General features: G+C 59.1%; 21 protein-coding genes. 16 read left to right on the plus strand and 5 right to left on the minus strand.

The features are described from left to right. The 10 genes from rplS (at position 1) to ung (ending at position 12,384) form a co-directional block, all read left to right on the plus strand. Positions 1-357: a 50S ribosomal protein L19 gene (rplS, locus tag ASQ50_RS16515; RefSeq protein WP_022988899.1), complete on the plus strand. Its 357-nt coding sequence runs from the start codon at positions 1-3 to the stop codon at positions 355-357. Positions 358-1,143: 786 nt separating this feature from the next. Next, positions 1,144-2,421 carry a group II intron reverse transcriptase/maturase gene (gene ltrA, locus ASQ50_RS16520; protein ID WP_068351396.1) on the plus strand — a complete coding sequence of 426 codons (1,278 nt, stop codon included), beginning with the start codon at positions 1,144-1,146 and terminating at the stop codon, positions 2,419-2,421. Positions 2,422-2,539: 118 nt separating this feature from the next. Continuing rightward, a complete protein-coding gene (gene xerD / locus ASQ50_RS16525) occupies positions 2,540-3,445 on the plus strand; it encodes a site-specific tyrosine recombinase XerD (protein WP_058091739.1) in 906 nt (301 codons plus the stop codon). Positions 3,446-3,535: 90 nt separating this feature from the next. Continuing rightward, the gene (locus ASQ50_RS16530) at positions 3,536-4,270 is read left to right on the plus strand and encodes a DsbC family protein (RefSeq protein ID WP_058091738.1); all 735 of its coding nucleotides are present in this window, start codon (positions 3,536-3,538) and stop codon (positions 4,268-4,270) included. 143 nt (positions 4,271-4,413) lie between these two features. Beyond that, the gene (locus tag ASQ50_RS16535) at positions 4,414-5,715 is read left to right on the plus strand and encodes a homoserine dehydrogenase (RefSeq protein ID WP_058091737.1); all 1,302 of its coding nucleotides are present in this window, start codon (positions 4,414-4,416) and stop codon (positions 5,713-5,715) included. 11 nt (positions 5,716-5,726) lie between these two features. After that, positions 5,727-7,127, plus strand: a complete 1,401-nt coding sequence (thrC, locus tag ASQ50_RS16540) for a threonine synthase (RefSeq protein WP_058091736.1) — start codon at positions 5,727-5,729, stop codon at positions 7,125-7,127. 6 nt (positions 7,128-7,133) lie between these two features. After that, positions 7,134-8,867: a single-stranded-DNA-specific exonuclease RecJ gene (recJ, locus tag ASQ50_RS16545; protein WP_058091735.1), complete on the plus strand. Its 1,734-nt coding sequence runs from the start codon at positions 7,134-7,136 to the stop codon at positions 8,865-8,867. Between the two features lie 86 nt (positions 8,868-8,953). Next, positions 8,954-10,049 (plus strand): peptide chain release factor 2 gene (gene prfB, locus ASQ50_RS16550; protein ID WP_106693510.1). Its coding sequence is split into 2 segments (ribosomal slippage): positions 8,954-9,025 and positions 9,027-10,049, totalling 1,095 coding nucleotides; the frame shifts between segments, so codons are not numbered across the junction. 51 nt (positions 10,050-10,100) lie between these two features. After that, positions 10,101-11,636, plus strand: a complete 1,536-nt coding sequence (gene lysS, locus ASQ50_RS16555; protein WP_058091733.1) for a lysine--tRNA ligase — start codon at positions 10,101-10,103, stop codon at positions 11,634-11,636. A 4-nt stretch (positions 11,637-11,640) separates the two neighbouring features. After that, the gene (gene ung / locus ASQ50_RS16560; protein ID WP_058091732.1) at positions 11,641-12,384 is read left to right on the plus strand and encodes a uracil-DNA glycosylase; all 744 of its coding nucleotides are present in this window, start codon (positions 11,641-11,643) and stop codon (positions 12,382-12,384) included. 150 nt (positions 12,385-12,534) lie between these two features. Here the strand turns inward: ung and ASQ50_RS16565 are convergent, their stop codons facing one another. The 5 genes from ASQ50_RS16565 to nadB form a co-directional block, all read right to left on the minus strand. Continuing rightward, positions 12,535-13,368 (minus strand): HDOD domain-containing protein, encoded by an 834-nt coding sequence (locus ASQ50_RS16565; RefSeq protein WP_058091731.1) that lies wholly within the window; start codon positions 13,366-13,368, stop codon positions 12,535-12,537. Between the two features lie 102 nt (positions 13,369-13,470). Continuing rightward, positions 13,471-14,454: a YgfZ/GcvT domain-containing protein gene (locus ASQ50_RS16570; protein WP_082888509.1), complete on the minus strand. Its 984-nt coding sequence runs from the start codon at positions 14,452-14,454 to the stop codon at positions 13,471-13,473. A gap of 28 nt (positions 14,455-14,482) precedes the next feature. After that, positions 14,483-14,944 carry a hypothetical protein gene (locus ASQ50_RS16575; RefSeq protein ID WP_058091729.1) on the minus strand — a complete coding sequence of 154 codons (462 nt, stop codon included), beginning with the start codon at positions 14,942-14,944 and terminating at the stop codon, positions 14,483-14,485. Then, entirely contained in the window at positions 14,928-15,200 is a 273-nt protein-coding gene (locus ASQ50_RS16580) for a succinate dehydrogenase assembly factor 2 (RefSeq protein WP_058091728.1), read from the minus strand. The genes ASQ50_RS16575 and ASQ50_RS16580 overlap by 17 nt, the downstream gene beginning before the upstream one ends. Positions 15,201-15,235: 35 nt before the next feature. Further along, on the minus strand, positions 15,236-16,843 hold the full coding sequence (gene nadB, locus ASQ50_RS16585) for an L-aspartate oxidase (RefSeq protein ID WP_197492698.1): 1,608 nt from the start codon (positions 16,841-16,843) through the stop codon (positions 15,236-15,238). A 139-nt stretch (positions 16,844-16,982) separates the two neighbouring features. On the opposite strand from nadB, the gene rpoE reads away from it, so the two are divergent. The 6 genes from rpoE to ASQ50_RS16615 all read left to right on the plus strand — a co-directional run bounded on the left by rpoE (position 16,983) and on the right by ASQ50_RS16615 (position 24,169). Further along, complete coding sequence (gene rpoE / locus ASQ50_RS16590) at positions 16,983-17,672, plus strand: RNA polymerase sigma factor RpoE (protein ID WP_058091726.1); 690 nt, start codon at positions 16,983-16,985, stop codon at positions 17,670-17,672. Positions 17,673-17,687: 15 nt separating this feature from the next. Then, positions 17,688-18,251 (plus strand): sigma-E factor negative regulatory protein, encoded by a 564-nt coding sequence (locus ASQ50_RS16595; RefSeq protein WP_058091725.1) that lies wholly within the window; start codon positions 17,688-17,690, stop codon positions 18,249-18,251. A 16-nt stretch (positions 18,252-18,267) separates the two neighbouring features. Then, positions 18,268-19,320, plus strand: coding sequence for a MucB/RseB C-terminal domain-containing protein (locus ASQ50_RS16600; RefSeq protein WP_058091724.1), 1,053 nt, complete (start codon positions 18,268-18,270; stop codon positions 19,318-19,320). Then, positions 19,317-19,766, plus strand: a complete 450-nt coding sequence (locus ASQ50_RS16605) for a SoxR reducing system RseC family protein (RefSeq protein ID WP_058091723.1) — start codon at positions 19,317-19,319, stop codon at positions 19,764-19,766. The genes ASQ50_RS16600 and ASQ50_RS16605 overlap by 4 nt, the downstream gene beginning before the upstream one ends. 81 nt (positions 19,767-19,847) lie before the next feature. Next, a complete protein-coding gene (locus ASQ50_RS16610; protein WP_058091722.1) occupies positions 19,848-21,326 on the plus strand; it encodes a DegQ family serine endoprotease in 1,479 nt (492 codons plus the stop codon). A gap of 116 nt (positions 21,327-21,442) precedes the next feature. After that, the gene (locus ASQ50_RS16615) at positions 21,443-24,169 is read left to right on the plus strand and encodes an EAL domain-containing protein (RefSeq protein ID WP_058091721.1); all 2,727 of its coding nucleotides are present in this window, start codon (positions 21,443-21,445) and stop codon (positions 24,167-24,169) included. Positions 24,170-24,206: the final 37 nt, after the last annotated feature.

The following is a 24,206-nucleotide window of genomic DNA, read 5'->3' on the forward strand; positions in this document are numbered from 1 at the left end:
ATGAGCGGCAAGAACAACATCATCAGTCAACTTGAAGCAGAACAGATGACCAAGGAAATCCCTGCGTTCGCGCCGGGTGATACCGTGGTTGTTCAGGTTCGCGTAACTGAAGGTAACCGTGAGCGTCTGCAGGCGTTTGAAGGCGTGGTTATCGGCAAGCGCAACCGTGGCATGAACTCTTCCTTCACCGTTCGTAAGATCTCTTACGGCGTGGGCGTTGAGCGTACTTTCCAGACCTTCTCCAAGCTGATTGACAGCGTGAGCGTGAAGCGTCGTGGTGACGTGCGTCAGGCCAAGCTTTACTACCTGCGCGACCTGTCTGGTAAGGCAGCTCGTATCAAGGAAAAGCTTAACTGATTCAGGCCTCTGGCCAATCGGTTGGAAAAAAGCAGCCTCGAGGGGCTGCTTTTTTTGTTTGCCCGGCGAAGCCGGCAAACCCGGCCATCTGAAAGAAGATGGCGTCACCCCGACTGAGGGGAAGACAATCCGACTGGCAAGGGCGTCACTGGCCAACGGTGGGGCCTGAAGGAAGCCATAGGAAGTTAACGGTACACAACGCAAGTGAACCTGCTTCGGCAGTCCAGGTGGGTTAGCGTGCAAAATAGCGCGACGCCCGATACTCAGTCAGACCTGTGCTGTGTTTGAGGGTGGCATCGTTAACAGGGAGCCGGTGCAGTAACCGGGGAAGCCTGACACCGAATCCGGCGACGCCGGAGGCTGTGGCGCAAGGTGAAAGCCGAGGCCGCAGTCGGTGCGAGGTGGCAGATGAAGCCGTAGTAGTGAGGAAGTTCCGGCCTGAGAAGCCTGGTAACAGCGTGGAGGACAAAACCGGAATGACCGCTGGCGGAGGTTCAGCGGACCGGTCAGGGTCAAAAGCTCTGATCGGATGCGAAGGGCGGAAGTCATTAACGAGAATGACGGACGACGAGTGAGAGGTGGACGCTGTGTTCACAAGCTGCCCGACGGGGCAGGGACGTGCACTGGGGTACTGCGGGAACGCAGTGGCTCTGGTGTTCTCCGAACAAGGGAGTAGAGCGATACCGTGGCGGCAGATTGCCAGAGCGCTAGTACCCGGACGGATCGCCTGAAACAGACCGGCAGCCAGACCGATCCTCGAAGCCGTCACCACAGAGATGAGCAGGCATGAGGAAATACTACAGTCTGTACGGGCAGCTGCTGTCAAAGCAACGTCTGTACGAAGCCTTCAGACATGTCAAGCGCAACAAGGGCGCGGCCGGAATCGATGGGCAGAGCCTGGGTGCGTTTGAGGCGAATCTGGAGGTGGAGCTGTCGTGCCTGTTGCTCGAGCTGAAGGAAAAGCGCTATCGGGCGCAGCCAGTCAGACGCGTAGCCATCGCCAAGGATGACGGCGGTGAGCGTCTGCTGGGCATTCCGACGGTTCGGGACCGGGTTGTGCAACAGGCGCTGCGCCGTATTATCGAACCGATCTTCGAGCCGGATTTCCACCCGTCGAGTTACGGGTATCGTCCGGGACGCAGTGGTCACCACGCCATCGGCAAGGCGGAGTTGTTTATCCGCCGATACCGGCGTGACTGGGTTGTGGACATGGACCTGTCGAAATGCTTCGACACGCTCAACCATGACCTGATCATCCGCCAGTTCCGCCAACGGATCACGGACGGCAGTGTCCTGTCACTGCTGCGCCAGTTCCTGGAAAGCGGCGTGATGGTGGGGTACCACCTTGAAGAAACGGAGCTGGGAAGCCCGCAGGGCGGCGTGATCAGCCCGCTGATTGCGAACGTCTATCTGAACGCCTTCGACCAGTTCATGAAAGCCCGGGGTCACCGGATCGTCCGCTACGCGGACGACATCCTGATCCTGTGCGGCTCACGAGCGGGCGCGGAGAATGCGTTACGGGTGGCCCAACGCTATCTGGAAGAAGAGCTGAAGCTGACGGTGAACGTCACCAAGACCCACATCGCCCACAGCGATGAGGGGGTAAAGTTCCTGGGCGTGGTGATCTACACGAACTACACCCGCATCCAGGACAAGAAGGTGGTGAAACTCAAGCAGAAGCTGAAAGCGCTGACAAAGCGTAACCGGGGCATCGGGCTTGCGGCGATTATCCGCGAGCTGAATCCGGTGCTACGGGGCTTTGCCAACTACTTCCGGGTGGCGAACTGCGCGAGGGTGCTGAAGCAGGTGATGAGTTGGTTAAGGCGGCGCCTGCGCTGCATCCAGCTCAAGCAGTGGAAGAAGCCGGGCCGGTTGCATCGGAGGCTGAAACAGCTGGGCTATCGCCCGCCGTTTAAGTTCATCAAGATGCAAAGCTGGCGTAATGCGGCTTCACCGCTGGCAAGCCTGGCCTTACCCAACGCCTATCTGCACAATGAGCTGAGGTTGATGGATCTGACCAAAGTACGAACCGGCATCCCTGTCCCCGAGTTCAGGGCAAGTTAATGGCATGAGCCGTATACGTGGTCCGTATGTACGGTTCTGTGAGAGGGATGAGGCGGTGACGCCTCACCCTACTCGTTATGCTGTAATGCCGACAGGCAGCAGTTGAAGAGGTGTAGCCTTGCCCCGGCCAGACGATGAGCAACTGATTACCCGGTTTTCCGATGCCATCTGGCTGGAAGATGGCCTGGGTGAGAAAACCCGTCAAGCATACGCCAGTGATTTGTTCAGGCTGGCCGATTGGTTGCAGGCCCAGCCAGGTAGCCCAACACTTCGTGATGCCCGGCGCACAGATCTTCTTGCCTGGATGTCGAGGGGACTTGCGGATGGACTCAAAACCAGTACCGCAGCCAGGCGGCTGTCTGGTATCCGTCGCTTCTATCGGTTCCTGCTTCGTGAAGGGCTGATTGCCGAAGATCCGACGCTCCGGATTGACAGTCCGCGTTTGCCCAGGCGGCTGCCGGATACCCTGACAGAAGATGACGTGGAAGCCTTGCTCACTGAGCCGGACCCAGAGGAACCGATTGAGCTGCGTGACCGGGCCATGTTGGAAATTCTGTACGGTTGCGGGCTTCGAGTGTCTGAGCTGACCGGCTTGACCGTTGATCAGGTTAATCTGCGTCAAGGGGTTGTCCGCATCAGTGGTAAAGGCGATAAGGAACGGCTGGTTCCGCTGGGCGAAGAGGCGGTGGACTGGTTGGTTCGCTACATGAAAGAGGCCCGCAACGAGTTGTTGAAGGGCAAAAGTAGTAACGCTCTGTTTCCCGGAAATCGGGCCACGGCCATGACGCGCCAGACTTTCTGGCACCGAATCAAGCATTATTCAACTCGTGCCGGCATCCACAAGCCCCTTTCGCCACATACCCTGCGCCATGCCTTCGCTACGCATTTGCTGAATCGCGGGGCGGATCTGCGGGTGGTGCAGATGCTGCTGGGGCATTCCGATCTTTCAACCACTCAGATCTACACCCATGTGGCGCGCCAGCGGCTTCAGGATTTGCACCAGGCACACCATCCCCGGGGCTAATCTGGTATGTTAGCCAGATGAACTTTTGCTGAGTGGCGGTGTCGCATCACAAGGTTTCGAAATTACAAACACAGAAGGTAAGTAAAACCCATGAATCTGAATATTGTGGCTGTTGTGGCGGGTCTGGTGTTGTCACTGACCGGTGTTTCCGCGGTGAACGCTGCCGATACCGAGGATCGAATTGCCAAGCGGCTGATGGATGCGGTGCCGGGTCTGAAAGTGACCTCGGTGCGGGAATCCGAGGCGGCCGGCCTTTACGAAGTGCAGAGCAACAATGGCGACACCATTTACACCACGGCCGACGGTGTATACCTGCTGACCGGTGATCTTTTGAAGATTACAGAGAGTGGTATTGCCAACGTGTCAGAGGCATCGCGGGCCGGGCAGCGCAAAGAGCAGATGGCCGCGTTTGCCGGCAAGGGCGTGATTACCTACCCGGCCAAGGGTGAGCAGAAGGCGGTGATTGATGTGTTTACCGACATTGATTGCCCCTACTGCCGGAAAATGCACGATGAAGTGCCTCAGCTAAACGACTATGGCATCACCGTGAACTACTACGGTTTTCCTCGTTCCGGCCCTGGAACTCCCTCATTCAGAAAGTACGTGTCGGTCTGGTGCGCCGAGGATCAGCAAGAAGCCATGGACGCCGCCAAGGGTGGCAAGTCTGTGCCCCAGAAAAGCTGTGAGAACCCAGTCGAGGAACAGTATCGCCTGGGTGGCCAGGTAGGGGTCACCGGTACGCCAGCCATTCTTCTCGAAGACGGTAACATGGTCCGGGGCTACGTACCTGCGCGTAACCTGGCCGAGGGTCTCGGGATTCTGTAATTGTCCCCGGCGCTGTCGCACAGCTCCGGCGTTTATCGTATTAACTGCAACTGATTCAGGGCTTATTCAGAGGGCCCCGAATCGGTATACTATTGCCCGTTATTGCAATCCATCAGCACCCCATCGGGATCAGAGGTGAGAGCTTGAAAGACGTTAATGTCGGAATTTGCGGACTGGGAACCGTTGGCGGCGGTACATTCAATGTCCTGACTCGCAATGCCGCGATTATTGCCGGCCGTGCGGGCTGTAATATCCGGATTACCCGGGTGGCCAGCCGCCAACGCCGGGATGACCTGGAGCTTGGCAGCGTTCCTTTCAGTACCGACATCTTCGATGTGGTGAATGATCCTGACATTGACATCGTGGTTGAGCTGATTGGTGGCTATGATGCCGCCAAAGAGCTAGTTCTGGCTGCGATTGCCCAGGGCAAGCACGTGGTGACCGCCAACAAGGCGCTGATTGCTGTGCACGGCAACGAAATTTTTGAGGCAGCGGAGAAGGCCGGCGTGGTTGTCGCCTACGAAGCCGGCGTGGCCGGCGGTATTCCAGTGATCAAGGCGGTACGTGAAGGCCTGGCGGCCAACCGTATCGATACCATTGCCGGTATCATCAACGGTACGGGTAACTATATTCTGACCGAGATGCGCGCTGGTCGTGAGTTTGGCGAAGTGCTGAAAGAAGCCCAGGCCCTGGGTTACGCCGAAGCCGATCCGACCTTCGATGTTGAAGGCATCGACGCAGCCCACAAGTTGACCATCCTGGCCGCGTCAGGTTTTGGCGTACCGCTGCAATTCGAGAAAGCCTACACCGAGGGCATTTCCGGCATTACGCCTTACGACATTTCCCATGCCGAGTTGCTCGGCTATCGGGTAAAGCACCTGGGTATTGCCCGTCGTCGTGATGACGGTATCGAGTTGCGTGTCCACCCAACGCTGGTGCCGCAAAGCCACCTGATTGCCCAGGTGGATGGTGTACTCAACGCGGTCCTGGTAGACGGCGACGCCGTTGGCCAGACCATGTACTACGGCCCTGGTGCCGGTGACGAGGCCACAGCATCTGCGGTGATTGCAGACATTATTGATGTGGCCCGCGCGGTTGCCAGCAACAGTCTGCAGCGTGTTCCTTATCTGGGCTTCAGCCCGGAGGCTCTGGAAGACCTGTCAGTTCTGCCGATGGAGGACGTGCAGTCGGCTTACTACCTGCGTATTCAGGCCTTTGATCATCCGGGTGTGCTGGCCAAGATTGCCGCGATCCTGAGTGAGCATGGCATCAACATTGAATCGATCATGCAGAAAGAATCCGAATTCAAGGATGGCCGCATCCCGGTCATCATCCTGACCCACACGGTTCAGGAACGCCAGATGAACCTGGCCATCGAGGAAATGGAAGCCCTGGCCGACATCGATGGCAAGGTTGTCCGCATCCGCGCTGAAAACTTTAACTGACAGGTACGCACGTGAGATACATCAGTACACGGGGTGAAGCGCCCGCTCTGGGCTTTGAAGACGTTCTTCTGACAGGCCTGGCCACAGACGGCGGCCTGTATGTGCCGGAATCCCTGCCGCACTTCAGCGTGGAAGAAATCCGCAGCTGGCGTGGGCTCCCTTATGCAGAGCTGGCTTACAAAGTGATGTACCCGTTTGTGGAAGACGCCATCCCAGCGGATGATTTCCGCAAGATGCTGGGCGAAACCTACAGCGTATTCAGTCATCAGGCGGTCGCGCCCCTCGTGCAGCTGGACACCAACGAGTGGGTGATGGAGCTGTTCCGGGGCCCCACGCTGGCGTTCAAGGACTTTGCCCTGCAGCTGCTGGGGCGTCTGCTGGATTACGTCCTTGAGAAGCGCAAGCAGCACGTGGTGATCATGGGTGCCACCTCCGGTGATACCGGCTCTGCCGCCATCGAAGGGTGTCGTCGTTGTGAGCATGTGGATATCTTTATCCTGCATCCGTACCAGCGGGTATCGGAAGTACAGCGCCGGCAGATGACAACGGTGCAGGGTGACAACATCCATAACATCGCGGTCAAGGGCAATTTCGACGACTGCCAGCGCATGGTGAAAGAAAGCTTCGGCGACCAGTCATTCCTGGGCGGCAAAACCCAGTTGGCGGCGGTGAACTCCATCAACTGGGCGCGGATCATGGCCCAGATTGTTTACTACTTCCAGGCGTCCCTGGCTCTGGGCGGCCCGGATCGCAGCATGGCGTTCTCGGTACCTACCGGTAACTTCGGTGATATTTTTGCCGGTTACCTGGCGAAAAAAATGGGCCTGCCCATCAGTCAGCTGGTAATTGCCACCAACCGCAACGACATCCTGCATCGCTTCATGAGCGGCAACAAGTATGAGCAGCACCAGCTGGAGCATACCCTGTCGCCGAGCATGGACATTATGGTGTCCAGCAACTTCGAGCGTTTGTTGTTCGACCTGCACGGTCGTGACGGCGCGGCCGTGAAAGACCTGCTGGAGCGCGCAGCCAAGGGCTCGGTCAGCATCGAAGATTACCGCTGGAAGCACGCCCGCAAGCTGTTCGACAGCGATGCCGTGGACGACAAAACCACCTGCGACACCATCCGGGACATCTACGAGCAGAATGAATACCTGCTGGATCCGCACACTGCCATTGGCGTGCGCGCTGCCCGTAACTGCCGCCGCGACAGCACCGTACCTATGATTACCCTGGGTACCGCCCACCCGGCCAAGTTCCCGGACGCCATCGCCGAGTCTGGTCTCGTTGTGAAGCCGCAACTGCCTGCCCACATGGCCGATCTGTTTGAGCGGGAAGAGCGCTACACCGTGCTGGATAACAGCGTGTCCGAGGTGCAGGGCTTTATCGCCAAGCATTGGAAGAACGCCTGATCCGGCATGACTCCTAAAAAGATCCTGCGTCGCCCCCAGCCGTCCGATGTGACGGATTGGGGGCAAAACCTGCCCCCCATCCTTCGCCGCCTGTACGCCGCTCGCGGAGTGCAGTCTGACGATCAGCTCCAATACACCCTGAAACACCTGGCGTCGCCCATGCAGCTTCGCGGTATTGATCGCGCGGTTGAGCTGCTGGCCGAGGCCGTTGCCCAGAAGCAACGAGTGATGGTGCTGGGGGATTTCGATGCCGATGGCGCTACCAGCACTGCCGTCGCCATGCTCGGGTTGTCCATGCTCGGTGTTTCAGACATTGATTTCCGGGTGCCCAGCCGCTTCTCCGACGGCTATGGCCTGACGCCGGGCATCATTCACCGGTTACAGGACGAAGGCGATTTACCCGACTTGCTCGTTACGGTCGATAACGGTATATCCGCCATCGAAGGCGTGCGCGCCGCCCGGGAACTGGGCATCAAGGTGGTCATCACCGACCACCACCTGGCCGGTGAAGAACTGCCAGACGCCGATGCCATCGTGAACCCTAACCAGCCTGATTGCCCATTCCTGAGCAAGAACGCCGCCGGTGTTGGCGTGATGTTCTACGTGCTCACCGCCCTGCGCAAACACCTGCGGGACAAAAACCTGCTGCCAGACCCGGAGCCCAACCTGGGTAACCTGCTGGACCTGGTGGCCCTGGGTACCGTGGCAGACGTAGTACCGCTGGACCACAACAACCGGATTTTTGTAGAGCAGGGCATCCGCCGCATCCGCAAAGGCGAAGCCCGACCGGGCATCCTGGCCCTGCTGGAAGTGGCTGGCCGCGACTACACCGAAATCAGCGCTACGGACCTCGGCTTCGTGGTTGGCCCGCGCCTGAACGCCGCCGGCCGGCTGGACGATATGAGTATCGGCATCGCCTGCCTGCTCGCCGACAGCCGCGACGAAGCCCTGCGCCTCGCCCGGGAACTGGACAACTTCAACCGCGAACGCCGCAGCATCGAAAAAGACATGAAAACCCAGGCTCAGGACCTGCTTGCCTCCATGTCCCTCGACATTGAAGGCCTGCCCTGGGGGCTGGCCCTGTTCGACCAGGACTGGCACCAGGGCGTGATCGGCATCCTGGCCGCCAGAATCCGCGAACAGACCCATCGGCCTACCATCGCCTTCGCCCCCGACGACGACGGCGAACACCTCAAAGGCTCTGCCCGCTCCATCCCCGGCCTGCACATCCGCGACGCCCTGGCCGTGGTTGACGCGAAAAACCCAGGCCTGATGAAAAAATACGGCGGCCACGCCATGGCCGCCGGCATGACCATCGCCCGGGACGACCTCGAACGTTTCAGCAACGCCTTTGACCAGGCCGTGCGCGATACCCTGAAACCGGAAGACCTGGAAGCCGCCATCACCACCGACGGCCCTCTGGGCCCGGAAGAGTTGAACCTCGACACCGCTTACCTGCTTAAAAGGGCCGGCCCCTGGGGCCAGCATTTTCCGGAGCCGGTGTTTGACGGCGAATTCCTAGTGGTGAGCCAGCGGATTGTGGGCGAGAACCACCTGAAGCTGGTGCTTCAGCCGGTTGAGGGCGGTGGCATTATTGATGGCATCGCGTTTAACACCGGGCCAGAAGTGCCGGACTTTACCCGGAGTGGCGCGCGGGTGGTTTATAAGCCGGATGCGAATACGTTCCGGGGTCGGACAAATTTGCAGCTTCTGGTGGATTATCTGGAGCCGTTAGGCTGATTTGGTTTGCTGATTTAACCCGCAAATTCCGGTAGAATCCGCCCTCTGTTTTTATCGCACCATTTTCCAAAGCGAGACAAGGTTTCATGGAAATTAATCCCATAGTGACGAAGATCAAAGAGCTTCGCGAGCGCACCGAAGCGCTGAGGGGGTATCTTTGACTACGATCAGCGAAGTGAACGACTGGTCGAAGTAGAACGGGAACTCGAACTCCCTACCGTATGGGACGATCCCGAGCGGGCCCAGAACCTGGGTAAAGAACGCTCCGATCTTGAGCTGATCGTCAAAACCATCGACAACCTCACCAACGGCCTGGCAGACGCAGAAAGCCTGCTCGATATGGCCGTGGAAGAGGATGACGAAGGCACCGTTGAGGAAATTCAGGCCGACCTGGAAAGCCTGGATGGTGAGCTGGAAAAACTCGAATTCCGCCGCATGTTCTCCGGTGAAATGGACGCCAACAACGCCTACCTGGACATCCAGGCCGGCTCCGGCGGCACCGAAGCCCAGGACTGGGCCAACATGCTGCTGCGCATGTACCTGCGCTGGGCCGAGCGCCGTGGTTTCAAGGCCGAAATCGTCGAACTGCAGGAAGGTGAAGTGGCCGGCATCAAGAGCGCCACCATTCACATCCAGGGCGACTACGCCTACGGCTGGCTACGTACCGAAACCGGCGTACACCGCCTGGTACGCAAATCCCCGTTCGATTCCGGCAACCGTCGCCACACCTCCTTCTCTTCCGTGTTTGTGTCCCCGGAAGTGGACGACAGCTTCGAAATCGAAATCAACCCGGCAGATTTGCGGGTCGACGTGTACCGCGCCTCCGGTGCCGGTGGTCAGCACGTTAACCGGACCGAATCCGCGGTGCGACTGACCCATAACCCCACGGGTATTGTGGTGGCCTGTCAGGCCGGCCGAAGCCAGCACCAGAACAAAGACCAGGCCATGAAGCAGCTCAAGGCCAAGCTCTTTGAGCTGGAAATGCAGAAGCGCAACGAAGAGAAACAGAAAGCCGAAGACTCCAAGTCTGACATCGGCTGGGGTAGCCAGATCCGTTCCTACGTGCTGGACGACAGCCGTATCAAGGACCTGCGCACCAAGGTGGAAACCAGCAACACCCAGTCGGTGTTGGATGGCGACATCGACAAGTTTATTGAAGCCAGTCTGAAGATGGCGCTGTAATCAGCGCCATTCACCCACACCCGGACAATCCCGACTTCTTAGTGAGCCAACATGACTGAACACACCCAGAACGCTGCACAGCCCGAGGACAACAAGCTGATTGCCGAGCGCCGCGCCAAACTGGCAAACATGCGCGAGCAGGGCAACCCGTTCCCGAACGACTTCCGTCGCGATGCCACCGCTGCCGAGCTGCAGGAAAAATACGGTGACAAATCCAAGGAAGAGCTGGAGTCACTGGGTATCAAAGTGGCCATTGCCGGCCGCATGATGCTCGACCGCAAGGCGTTCAAGGTGGTTCAGGACATGACTGGCCGCATCCAGATCTACGCGTCCAAGGATGTCCAGAAAGACACCAAACACTGGGACATGGGCGACATCGTGGGTGTACGTGGCACCCTGTCAAAATCCGGCAAGGGCGACCTGTACGTCACCATGGACGACTACGTGCTGCTGACCAAATCCCTGCGCCCGCTGCCGGAAAAGCACAAGGGCCTGACCGACACCGAAGCCCGCTACCGTCACCGGTACGTGGACCTGATGGTGAACGAAGACAGCCGCCGCGTGTTCCATGCCCGGTCGAAGATCATCAACGCCATGCGCCAGTACTTCACCGACCGTGACTTCATGGAGGTGGAAACCCCCATGCTGCAGGTGATCCCTGGCGGCGCCACCGCCCGTCCGTTCGTGACTCATCACAACGCCCTGGGCATCGACATGTACCTGCGGATTGCCCCGGAGCTGTTCCTCAAGCGCCTGGTGGTTGGTGGCTTTGAGCGGGTGTTCGAAATCAACCGCAACTTCCGTAACGAAGGCTTGTCTACCCGGCACAACCCCGAGTTCACCATGGTCGAGTTCTACCAGGCCTACGCCGACTACAACGACCTGATGGACCTAACCGAAGACATGCTGCGCACCATCGCTCAGAAAGTGCTGGGTACCACCACGGTGATCAACACCCGGGTGCTCAAGGACGGCAGCGAAGAAACCATCGAATACGATTTCGGCAAGCCGTTCGAGCGCCTGACCGTGGTTGACGCCATCCTGCGCTACAACCCGGACATCACCCGCGAGCAGCTGGCAGACGACGCGCAGGCTCGTGCCGTGGCGAAGAACCTGGGTATCCACGTGAAGGATATCTGGGGCCTGGGCAAGGTGCAGATCGAGATCTTCGAGGCGACGGCTGAGCACCGCCTGATGCAGCCAACCTTCATCACCGAATACCCGAAAGAGATCTCTCCATTGGCCCGCTGCAAAGACAGCGACCCGTTCGTGACCGAGCGCTTCGAATTCTTCGTGGGTGGCCGCGAGATTGCCAACGGCTTCTCCGAGTTGAATGATGCGGAAGACCAGGCCGAACGCTTCCAGGCCCAGGTGGCGGAAAAAGACGCCGGCGACGACGAAGCCATGTTCTACGACGACGACTACGTCATGGCCCTGGAATACGGCCTGCCGCCGACCGCCGGCGAGGGCATCGGTATCGACCGCCTGGCCATGCTGCTGACCAACTCACCCTCCATTCGCGACGTGATCCTGTTCCCGGCCATGCGCCCCGAGCACAAAGCCGAACAGAAACCGGAAAGCGAGTAAGCCCATGCACCCTGCCGAGGCACTGGCTCAACAACTGAAGCCCGGCCGCGGCTGGGATGAGTGGCTGGCGGACGAGTTCCGCCAGCCTTACATGCTGCAACTGGCCGAATTCCTGGCCGCCCGGGAACAGGCGGGCAAAGTACTCTTCCCGGAGCAAAGACACTGCTTCAACGCCCTGAACAGCACCCCCCTGAACCAGGTCAAAGTCGTCATCCTCGGCCAGGACCCCTACCACGGCCCCGGCCAGGCCCACGGCCTCTGCTTCTCCGTCCGACCGGGTGTGCCCACACCGCCGTCGCTGGTGAACATCTTCAAAGAAATCGAAACCGACTTGGCCATCACCCCGCCAGACCACGGCTGCCTGCAACCCTGGGCCGAGCAGGGCGTATTACTCCTGAACGCGGTGCTCACCGTCGAACAGGGCAACGCCGGTGCGCACCAGAACAAAGGCTGGGAGACCTTCACCGACAAAGTAATCGAAACCGTCAACCGGGAGCGTGAAGGCGTGGTGTTCCTGCTCTGGGGCAGCTACGCCAGGAAGAAAGGCCGGCACATAGACCGCAATCGTCATCTGGTTCTGGAAGGACCGCACCCGTCACCGCTGAGTGCTTATCGAGGATTTTTCGGTTGTCGCCATTTCTCAAAAGCAAATCAGTGGCTGGAACAACAGGAAAGGGCGCCGGTCAACTGGATGTTGCCGACTCAGTCTGAACTGATCGAACGATACAAAAGGGTTGCCGGAGGCTAACGCGAACGTAGTCACTGAGTCCGGGTTTGGCTCCCGAAACCTTGTGGAGCCAGGGATGGCGGAGCAGAGCGTACAGGGACGTATTCACAGCGTGTTTCGGGAGCCAAACCCGGATTCAGGGACGGGCGCCAGACTCCCAAAACATAAAGATCACTGAAGCAACGCCATTGCCGCTTCCATCTGAGCGTTGAGATCCTCCTCCTCGCTCATGTCGATATTCGGATCCAACCCCAAACGCCCAAAGGCAGGAATGGTATTCCAGTCCATCTCCGTCCACGGGTGATCCGTACCCGCCACCAGCTGCAAATTCGCCACCATCACCAAATCGGCATAATCCGCCGCGGGCACCTCACGCTGGAAATTGGCATACTCCAGCGGCACATTCTGAAGATCACTCGGGAAATCCCACTTCTTGAGAATCAGCGCGCCAATGCGCGGGTGCAGCTGATCAATCACATTATCCAGCATGATACTGCTGATCTGGATGTCCCGGTCCTCGACATAGCGCAGAATCGGCAGCACCCCAATCAGGTGAACAAGCCCTGCCAGCGTGGCCTGATCCGGTTTGAGCTTGGTGTAATGCTGGGCCAGAACGTGGCACACGCCGGCCACTTCGGTGCTGGTTTGCCAGGTGGCGCGCAGCCGCTTATCGACCATGTCTGAGGTGGCCTGGAACATCTGCTCCATGGCCAGACCCATGGCCAGGTTGCTGGTGTAGGCCATGCCAAGTCGGCTGACCGCCATGTTCAGGTTTTCAATCGCGCGGCTACCCCGGAACAGCGGGCTGTTGCACACGCGGATAATCCGGGCAGAGAGGGCTGTGTCGTTACTGATCACCTTAACCAGGTCAGCAATTGCCGAGTCTTCGGACTCGGCGATGTCCCGAACCTGAAGCGCCACCTCCGGCAGGGTTGGCAGCACCAGTTTGTCGTTCTCAATGGCGTCGGTCAGGTCAGCCTTGATGGTATCTACAATGTTGGCCATGGTCAGTAACGTTCCGCTTGTCTGGGTGCGCTGCTCGCGCGCACGGGGTAAACCGGTATGTGGTTTAATTTATAGCAAATTTTTCCGGTTTTTCCTGTCAACTTATGTATCTGCCTGCGTTGCGGGTTGTTGCTCGGGCACCGGGTAAGGCAGCGGTTGCATGGTCACGGTCACCGAGTCCATGCCCTCCAGCGCCAGGGTGCCTTGCTGAGCGTCGTGCCGGATAACCGCCAGCATCTCACCCGCCTGTTCACACGTGCACTCTGCGTTAACTACCTCGCCAACGCTCTTGCCCTCGCACAGCAGCCTGGTGCCGGGTTCCGGCGCAGTGTCGGAACCCTCAAAACGCAAGCGGAACAGGCTTTTCTTGAGCTGCCCCAGAAAGTGCATTCTGGCGATCACTTCCTGACCGGTGTAGCAGCCCTTCTTGAAGTGAACGCCTTGCAGGTGTTGCAGGTTGAGCATCTGTGGAACATAGGCCTCCCGGGTCTGGGGCGTTAGCCAAGGCACGCCGGCGGAAATGCTGGCAGCGTTCCAATGTGCCATGGGTAACTCGGGCAGTTGCTCCGGCAGCGGTTGATCTCCCTCAAGCTGCCACCATTCGTAGCGGGCCGTCTGGTCACTGGTATCCTCGATTCGAATCAGGATTCCGGAACCGGTGGCCAGCGTCTGCCCCGGCCGGGAAAGCAATTCGGCTGCGTCGCCGCAGGCAATGATGGCGGCGGGTTTACCGATCAGGCCAAGGATTCGGGCGGAAGGCAGCACGTCCATGCTGGTTCCACGAAACAGCATCAGGTACTTGCGGAGGTGGCTCAGGGTGTCATCCGCCAGCTCTGCATCCAGATCCATCAACAGGTCCTGGCCATGCCGCACCATGCGGGTTACGCAGTAAGCTCGCCCCTTGGGTGTGCAGGCGGTTGCCCGCAAAGACTGGGTCTGTGTCACCTCATCCACATGCTGGGAAAACTGGCCCTGGACAAACTTGTCGGCACCGGGGCCGCTGATGCGTACCACGAGTCTGTTGGTGAGCTGGGTGTAACCGGCGTCAGACGAATTGTGTGGCCGAGGGTTTTCCGTGGGGTTCATCGTGATCTCCATGTTGGGTCAGCGGAGTTCAGTGTGCGTTACGGGTATGGCCGATTCTCAGCCATACCCGCAGACGTCGGAACTCTGGCTCGGGAGCATTGGCTTGGAATGGCCCGATCTTGCCGGTAATCATTACCATGATGCTACCTGATCTGGAGTCTTGGGGGTGGAGTTTCAAGATCAGGCAGGACGCACCCAGGGTACTTGAGGCGCAGACCCGAACGGGTGTCTCGTGGCCATCGCCGAACTGGCAGGTTATGCCGCCGCTGTCGGTGCGCAGGGCCTTAACGGCCCCGGGGCCACGTAACAGGCCATAACGCTGGAAGTTTCGCCAAGCGAAAACAATGGTGATCGGCACCGCCACCAGTAACCAGAGGCTGGCTTCCAGTGCCGCACCAAGGGCAAAGCCGCCGAGCAGCATCCAGGGTGCACAGGCCAGCAGGCCCGTGATGCCGGAGGGGGATAGAGTCAGATCAATCCGGCTGGACACGGTTCAGGATGATGTCAACGATGCGCTGAAGGTCCGGGTCTTCCGGCCGGCTGCGTTGCATGAACCATTCGAACATATCGGTGTCTTCGCAGCTCAGCAGTTTCTTGTATCGGGCCTGGTCGTCCGGCTCGAGATCCCGGTACGCTTCCTCCAGGAAGGGCAGCAGCAGAACATCCAGTTCCAGCATGCCCCGGCGGCTGTGCCACCACAGGCGGTGAAAGTCGGTATGGTCGTTGGACGCATTGGTGTCTGACATAGTCGGTTGCCTTGAAAAAGAGTGGAGTCAGCCCGTCAGGGAGACGGTGTGCGATATGTTGTGGGTACCAGAACCGTGTCTTGAGGATCGTTCAGCAGGCCCGGGTAGTCCAGAGTGTAATGCAGGCCCCGGCTTTCCTTTCGCTGCAGGGCCGAGCAGATGATCAGGTCGGAAACCGTCACCAGGTTACGCAGCTCGATCAGGTCATTGGTGACCCGGTAATTGCTGTAGAACTCGCCGATCTCCCGGGACAGCAGATCCACCCGGTGCTTGGCCCGCTGCAGGCGTTTGGTGGTGCGCACAATGCCCACGTAGTCCCACATGAAATGACGTAATTCGTCCCAGTTGTGAGAAATCACAACGTCTTCATCGGAGTCCCGTACCTGGCTTTCATCCCAGTCCGGTGCGACGGGTGGCTCCGGTATGTCGGATTCCCGCCGGGCGATGTCAGCGGCGGCAGCGCGGCCGTACACCAGGCATTCCAGCAGGGAGTTGCTGGCCATGCGATTGGCCCCGTGCAGACCGGTAAAGGCCGCTTCGCCCACCACATACAGCTGGTTGATGTCGGTGCGTGCCCGTTCGTCGCTGACAATGCCGCCGCAGGTGTAGTGGGCGGCCGGCACCACCGGAATGGGCTCCCGCGTGATGTCGATGCCAAACGCCAGGCACTTTTCATAAATGGTGGGGAAGTGGTGTTTGATGAAGTCTGCGGGTTTGTGGCTGATGTCCAGGTACAGATGGTCGGCACCCAGGCGTTTCATTTCATGGTCGATGGCCCGGGCAACGATATCCCGGGGCGCCAGTTCAGCACGTTTATCAAACCGGTCCATGAATCGGCTGCCGTCTGGCAGCTTCAGCATGCCGCCTTCGCCACGAACCGCTTCGGTAATCAGAAACGATTTGGCGTGGGGATGGTACAGGCAGGTGGGATGAAACTGGTTGAATTCCATGTTGGCCACCCGGCACCCGGCTCGCCAGGCCATGGCGATGCCGTCGCCGGATGCACCGTCCGGATTGGTGGTGTAGCGGTAGGCCTTTGAGGCGCCGCCGGTGGCAATCACGGTAAACCGGGCGCGGAACAGTTCTACGTGGTTATCTTCCAGGTTCAGTATGTAAGCGCCTACGCATCGGTTGCCTGGCAGGGCGAGTTTGCGGTTGGTGATCAGGTCTACTGCTACCCGGCCCGCTTTAAGATCAATATTGGGGCGAGTCTGGGCCTGGCTGGCGAGTGTGGTCGACACCGCATGGCCGGTGGCATCGGCGGCATGGATGATGCGCCGGTGGCTGTGGCCGCCTTCCCGGGTGAGGTGGTAGTCTTCGCTGTCGTCCTGGCGGGTAAACTTTACCCCCGAATCAATCAGCCACTGGATGCTCTCTTTGCTGTGCTCCACGGTAAAGCGCACGGCATCTTCATGGCACAGGCCTCCGCCGGCGTTAAGGGTGTCCAGGATATGGTTCTCAACGGAGTCGGCATCATCAAGCACTGCAGCTATGCCACCCTGGGCCCAGAGTGTGGCGCCGGAGCTGATGTCTGCCTTGCTGACCACGCACACGCGAAGGTGTTCCGGCAGGTTGAGTGCTACGGTCAGGCCGGCAGCGCCGCTGCCGATAATGAGAACGTCGTATTCGAAGGACTGTGGCATTGAGTCGTTATCGCGGGCCATAATGTGGACGTGTATTGAACTAAACTTTACGCTTGCTGTCTATTTGGCCTGATGGATAAGCCGCCCGCCGGTTGCTGTCCAGGACCATGGGTTCATGATCGAACGCCGGAAGAGCCGAATGACACAAGCAGCAAATCTTATCAAGGCCAACCCGTTGGCCACCAAGACAGGACATTCTGTTACGTCGTCCATGACTCCTGATAACGACTGGAAACCGGGTGAGCAGACCGACAGCCAGACGGATCTGCAGTTGGTGCGCAAGGTTCGCAATGGCGATCGTGCGGCCTTTGATCTGCTTGTGGTCAAGTATCAGTCGCGGGTGGCCTCCATCATCAGTCGATACGTCTACGACAGCCAGGAAGTAATGGACCTGACTCAGGAAACCTTTGTCAAAGCGTTCCGGGCGGTCGAGCGGTTCCGTGGCGACAGCGCGTTCTACACCTGGCTGTACCGGATTGCCGTTAACACCGCCAAGAACTACCTGGAAGCCCGTGGCCGCCGGCCGCAGGGCTCGGCGGACTCAGCAGACGCAGAGAACTTTGACGATGGTGGTCGGCTGCGGGATGTCGCTTCTCCAGAGCGGCTGTTGCAGCGGGAGCAGCTGCAAAAAGCACTGTCGGAAGCAATAGCTGGCCTGCCTGAGGAACTTCGTTCCGCTTTTCTACTCAGGGAATATGATGGCCTGAGTTATGAGGATATCGCCCGGATTCTGGAATGCCCGATCGGAACCGTTCGGTCGCGGATATTCAGGGCCCGGGATGCAGTGGATCGGTACTTGGGTCCTTTGCTCAATCATTCAGTGACGTAAATGAGGTTGCATCCGATGGATGAGCGTCTCCGAGAAACCCTGTCCGCGATGATGGACGACGAAGCCGATGAACTATCGGTCCGTCGCCTGTTGTCTCATGGTAACCAGGATGAGGTCAGAAACCAGTGGCAACGCTGGCAGCAGGTTCGTGACCTCATGCATGAAAGTCATGGCCCTGAAGAGGGCGTTGATGTGGCGGTGGCTGTACGTGAGGCCCTTGAGGGTCACATACGCCCTGAACCTTCAAGGCTAAAAACTCAGGTTGCCGCAGGCTCCTACTGGCGATGGCCGGTGGCGGCGATGGTCGTTATGGCTCTGGTCATCGGATTTGGTGCCGGCGCCGGGTGGGATGGGCAAACCCAGGAGCCGGCCGCTGCTGTGGCAGTGACCGGGTTGTCGGATGAGGATGCACTGGCTTTGTCTGCCAGGGTAGAGGAAGTTGCCTTGCAGCGCCTGGACGAAGAACAGCTTAAACAGATGCGCCAGTTCATGCTCGAACACGCCCAACATAACAGTGTTGGCGCAGGCCGGGGCTCTGTTGGTTATGCCCGGCTGGTGAGTGCCAGCAGTGGCTACTGACGTTGGGGAGCGGCCGATGAAGTGGAGGGTGAGCAACCGGGTGTCCCTGAGCCGAAGCGTGTTCGTCGGTGTGCTTGCCGTAATGTTGGTGATGCTGCCTTTTCACGGAGTCATTGCCGAGGCAAGCAACGAACCCGATTCCGCAGATCCTGCAGATGCGATGTCGTGGCTTGAACGCCTGGGGCCATCTTTGAACATGACTTCTTACCGCGGTGTTTTCGTCTATGCCCGTGGAGACCAGGTCCATTCCATGAAGATTGCCCACCGTTATCGGGACGGCCAGGTGGAAGAGCGATTGGTCATGCAGGACGGCGGTAGTGGCGAGATTGTCCGTAAGGGCATGAACGTAGTTTGTGTGCTCCCTGACCGTGGTCGGGTAAGTCTTGACGAGGTGATTCCCTCCGGCCCGTTTGCCGAGGCGTTCACCAGTCAGCTGATGCCTTTTGGCCAATGGTATCGCTCAGAGCTGGCGGGTGAAGATCGCATTGCCGGTTATGATGTGGTGACCATTGCGTTAACCGCCCGTGATGACGAGCGATACAGCCATCGGTTGTGGATGGAAAAAGACACCGGCTTGCTGGTCAAGAGCCAGGTGCGCGACGGTGACGGGGAAGTTCTGGAACACTTTCAGTTTACCAGTCTCGAAATCACCGATGAGATCGCCGACGAGGAGTTGGAAATACAGACCCAGGGGCGCGAAATAACCCGCACGCTGACGACCAGAGACCCCCAGCAATCGGTGGTCGGCCGCATGAGCGGCTGGACCCTCAACTGGCGGCCCGACGGCTTTGTGCCGGCGGCCGCGCCGCGGTCTGGCAAGGGCAAAGCCGTTGCTTTCTCGGATGGGCTGGCGGCGTTTTCGGTGTTTGTCGAACCGGTTGGTCAGTTGAAGATGCCGACCGGGGCCTCGCGGGTGGGCGCAACCACCATATACATGCGCGAGATCCTGGTCGCCGACAGACCATTCCTGATTGCGGTGGTGGGCGAGATTCCCCCGCGGACTGCCCGGAAAGTGGCCGGTGCCGTTGAAATAGATGACGCCCTGGCCCTGGAGTTATCAGGGCTGTGATCACCGAGACCGGCAAAGTGGTGGCCCTGAGTGGCGATAGCGTCTGGGTGCAAACCATCCGTACCAGTGCCTGCGAGAGCTGTTCCGCCAGGGCCGGTTGCGGCCAGAGAGCGTTGGCCAAGGTGTCCGGAGGGCGGGCAAATCAGGTTCTGGTGGAGAATACCGTGGGTGCCAAGGTAGGGGATGAAGTAGTGATCGGTATCGATGAACAGTCACTTCTCGCGGCATCCCTGGCTGTGTACGGTGCTCCGCTGCTGCTGATGGTGCTGGCCAGTATCGCCGGTTATCGATGGTTGGGTAGTACTGACACTGCGGCCATCTTGGGCGCTCTTGCAGGGCTGGGGGCAGGATTCTGGTGGGTACGTCGATGGCAGCGTCGGAGTGGTGATCAATACCAGCCGCGGCTGATCAGGGTGAACAGCACTCATTCCGTGACATGTCTGTGAACCCTACCGTTTTGTAAGTTGAAAAACGGGTTTCCGGCCCCAGAATTACCACGAGTTTACAAGCAGAACACGGGGGTCCACATGCCGAGATCAAACACAGAGGTTGCCAGTCTTGCTCCGGTCCGGAGCACAGGACACTACTGGGCGGCCCTACTGATGCTTTCCGTCATGGTTTCAGTTTTCTGGAGCCAAGCCCTCGCTGCGCGGGGCTTACCGGACTTTACCGAATTGGTTGAAGAGAACTCCAGCGCGGTGGTGAATATCAGCACCACGAGTGAACCGCGTAACCAGGGCTCCCGATTTCAGGGTTCTCCGTTCGATGAGCGGCAGCTTGAGCAGTTGCCTCCGTTTCTGCAGGAATTCTTCCGTGGTCCGCAATCACCGTTCGGCGGGTCGCCTCGTTCCCAGCAGCCGCAGCGCTCCATGGGCTCTGGCTTCATTGTGTCAACAGACGGTTATGTACTCACCAACAACCATGTAGTGGAAGGTGCTGACGAGGTCATCGTACGGTTAAACGACCGCCGTGAGTTTCAGGCCACCATTGTTGGCACCGACCCCCGTTCAGACATGGCCGTACTGAAGATCGAGAACGGTGAAGATCTGCCCGTGGTCAAGGTGGGGCGTTCACGTGACCTCAAGGTGGGCGAATGGGTGATTGCTATCGGTTCTCCGTTCGGTTTTGATTACACGGTTACGGCAGGCATTGTCAGTGCCCTTGGCCGTTCACTGCCCTCCGAAAACTACGTGCCCTTTATACAGACGGATGTGGCTATCAACCCCGGCAACTCCGGTGGACCACTGTTCAATCTTGACGGTGAGGTGGTGGGTATCAACTCCCAGATCTATACCCGCTCTGGCGGTTTCATGGGGGTTTCCTTCGCCATTCCTATTGACGATGCGATGAACGTGTTCAGCCAGATTCGGGACAAGGGCAGCGTTGCGCGGGGCTGGCTCGGTGTGTTGATCCAGGAGGTAAACCGGGATCTGGCGGAATCGTTTGGCCTGAAGCGCCCGAGGGGGGCGCTGATTGCGGAAGTCATGCAAGGGTCGCCGGCCGAGGAAGGCGGCCTGGAATCCGGAGATATCGTTCTGGAATACAACAGTGAGCCGGTTCAGTTGTCATCAGACCTGCCGCCGTTGGTGGGCCGGACGCCGGTGGGCGAATCTGCCCGGTTGACGGTACTGCGGGGTGGCCGGGAAATTGAGTTGGATGTGACCATCGGCCGCCTGCCGGAAGACGGCGATGACAACTCAGACCCGGTGGTTGGTGAAAGCAATGCCCCGTCACAGGACCCGCTGGGCCTGGCGGTTGAATCCCTGACGCCGGAGCAGGCCAGTGCGGCCGGTGTTCAAGGTGGTGTGCTGGTGACCCGGGTAGGCCAGGGGCCGGCAGCCGAGGCCGGGATTCGTTCCCGGGACATCATCACCGAGATCAATCGCGAGCAGGTTCGCTCAGTGGAGGATTTCCGAAAGGCCACCCGGAAGCTGCCGTCAAACCGGGCGGTTTCGGTCAGAATCGTACGCCAGGGCCGCGCTATCTATCTGGTGATGAAGCCCTGACACCATAGAAAACCAGCGTTCGGCAAGCCCCCGGTGTCTTTGACGACAGGCCCGGGGGCTTTTGCTATAATCGCCCGAACTGATAATAAATGGGGTCATGGAACGGACCGTAAACGATGATGACCAGCAAGGAACTTCCCCTCCGACAGCTTCTGCAATTACGCCACGCCTGGATAGCCTGGCTTGTGTTCTTTGTTGCCGTTGCTACCACCCTGCTTCTCTGGCAGGTGTCAATACGCCTTGTGGAAGACCGCACCGAGGCCCACTTTCGAACCCAGTCTCTGCAGCTGAAAAGCGCTATTGAAGAGCGGCTGCTCAATTATGAGCAGGTGCTGGCAGGCAGTTCCGGTCTGTTCTCGGTAGCCGGGGAGGTAACCCGGGATCAGTGGCGGGAGTATGTCGAGAAAGTGGATATCGACCGTTACTACCCGGGTATTCAGGGTATCGGGTTTGTGCAGCGGATTGGGGTTCGGGATATGGCCGATCATATCGCTTCGGTGCGGGCCGAAGGTGTCTATAACTATCTGGTCAAGCCGCTCGGCACAGGCCCGTTCTATTACCCCATGGTGTACCTGGAACCGGGCACAGATCGCAACCGCAGGGCGCTGGGTTACGATGCCTTCAGTGATCCCATCCACCGGGTAGCAATGGAAAAGGCACGGGATGATGCCGTACCTACCGTGACGGGTAAGGTGGTTCTGGTTCAGGAGTCGCTGGCGGAAGATCAGGCCGGCTTCCTGATGTACTACCCGGTATACCAGGGCGGAGAAATTCCGGACATTCGCGCAGAGCGGCGGATGATGCTGTCTGGTTATGTGTTCAGTGCTTTCCGGATGAACAACCTGATTGATGGCATTGTCGGCCTTATCTCTCCCTTTCTTGACGTGCGGATCTACGACAGTGGCGTGGTGGCCCGGGACACCTTGATGTATGGATCCAACCTGGGGTCCCTGGATAACGAATTCAGTTTTGAAATGAGCCAGACCATCTCCCACGGTGGCCGGGACTGGCTGTTGCAAACCCGTTCAACACCTGCCTTCGACTTTCTGGCGGCAGACCCTCGCCCACCGATTGTGCTGGGGTCTGGGTTGGCCATCAGTGCTTTATTGTGCCTGTTCGTATTGGCGCTGATCCGATCCCGCCTGATCGCTCAGATCAGCGCTGGCCGTTACCGGGCCATTACCGAAGGAGCTGCCAATGTCACGCTGGTGATGGATCGCGGTGGCGAGCCGCTTTATGCCAGTCCGTCCAGCCGGGACATCCTGGGCTTCGACCCCGACAAGGTCCATTCCATGCAGCTGGAAGCCCAGGTGCATCCGGACGACCTTCCCCTGCTGCAACGCGGTTTTGCTGAATCCATGCGCGCGCCGGGCAAACAGATGCCGGTCGTCCGGGCGCGTATCCGGGATGCTGAGGGCCAGTGGCGTGACATGGAGGGCACCTATACCGCCATGTTGTCGGTGCCTGGTGTTAATGGTGTGGTACTGAGCCTGCGGGACCTGACCCAGCTCAAGGCAGCCCAATCCGAGTTGCATCGCCTGGCGTTCTACGATCCGCTCACCGGGCTGGCAAACCGTCAGTTGTTCAGGGACCGTCTGAACCACGTGGTACGTCGGAGTCGCCGCAGTGGTGAACCGGCGGCGCTGATGTTCCTGGATCTCGATGGTTTCAAGCGTATTAACGACACTCTGGGGCACGACGCCGGGGACGAGCTGCTGAAACAGGTGGCACTGTGGCTGGAAGGCTGTGTGCGTGAGGAAGACTCGGTGGCCCGCCTCGGGGGGGATGAATTTGTGGTGCTGTTGTCCCAGATCAGCGGCCCGGATGCCGCCGGCAAGGTGGCAGAGTCCATACTCCGCCGCCTGTGTCAGCGAATACGCCTGAACGACCACGAAGTGGGCATCACCGTGAGTATTGGCATCACCATGATTCCGCATGATAGCGAGGATGCCGGCACCCTGATGAAATACGCCGATCTGGCCATGTACCGGGCCAAGGAGCTGGGTCGCAATACCTACCAGTTCTTCACCCCTGCCATGAATATCAAGGCCGCCCGGCGCCTGTTGCAGCAGGAAGAGCTGGCCACGGCCCTGGATGGCGACCGGTTTGTTCTGCATTATCAGCCAAAGATCGACCTCGTCAGCCAGCGGGTGATTGGCGTGGAAGCGTTCCTGCGTTGGCACCACCCGGAAAAGGGACTGGTTTCGGCGCAGCAGTTCATCAACCTGGCGGAAGAGACCGGCCTGATCGTCCGGCTGGGCGAGCTCGCCCTGCGGCAAGCGTGTATTCAGGTGCAGGCCCTGGAACGGGCCGGCTTTGAATCCCTGAAGATGGCGGTGAACCTGTCGGTGCGACAGCTGACCGATTCCGGTTTCCTGGACATGATTCGTCAGGTCATTACGGAAACCGGCGTGTCGCCGGAGCGCCTGGAGCTGGAAATGCCGGCAGAGTTGTTGAACGAAGACCCTCGCATGCTGCGTGAACTGCTGGTGTCACTGAATGACCTGGGGGTTTGCCTGATATTGGATGATTTCGGGACTGGGTCCTGCTCCCTGGTGGCACTGCAGCAACTGCCGCTGGATGTCATCAAGATTGATCATCGGTTCATCCGGGACATCCCCTACAATGTCAGTGCCACCGATGTGGCGTCTGCGGTGATTGCGCTGGCGAAGAAGCTGCACCTGACCGTGGTAGCCGAGGGCGTGGAAACTCTGCAGCAGCTGACTTTCCTGAAATCCGCCGGTTGCGCCCAGTGCCAGGGCAATCTGTTCAGCTACCCGCTGGACGAAGACGCGTTGATTGGGTTCCTGATCCGGCAGTACGAGAAGCCGCTTATTTCCTGATCATGGCAATAGCGGCCGGTAACCGGTAAAATCACGC

The sequence above is a fragment of the Marinobacter sp. LQ44 genome (genome assembly GCF_001447155.2).
Classification (GTDB): Bacteria; Pseudomonadota; Gammaproteobacteria; order Pseudomonadales; family Oleiphilaceae; genus Marinobacter.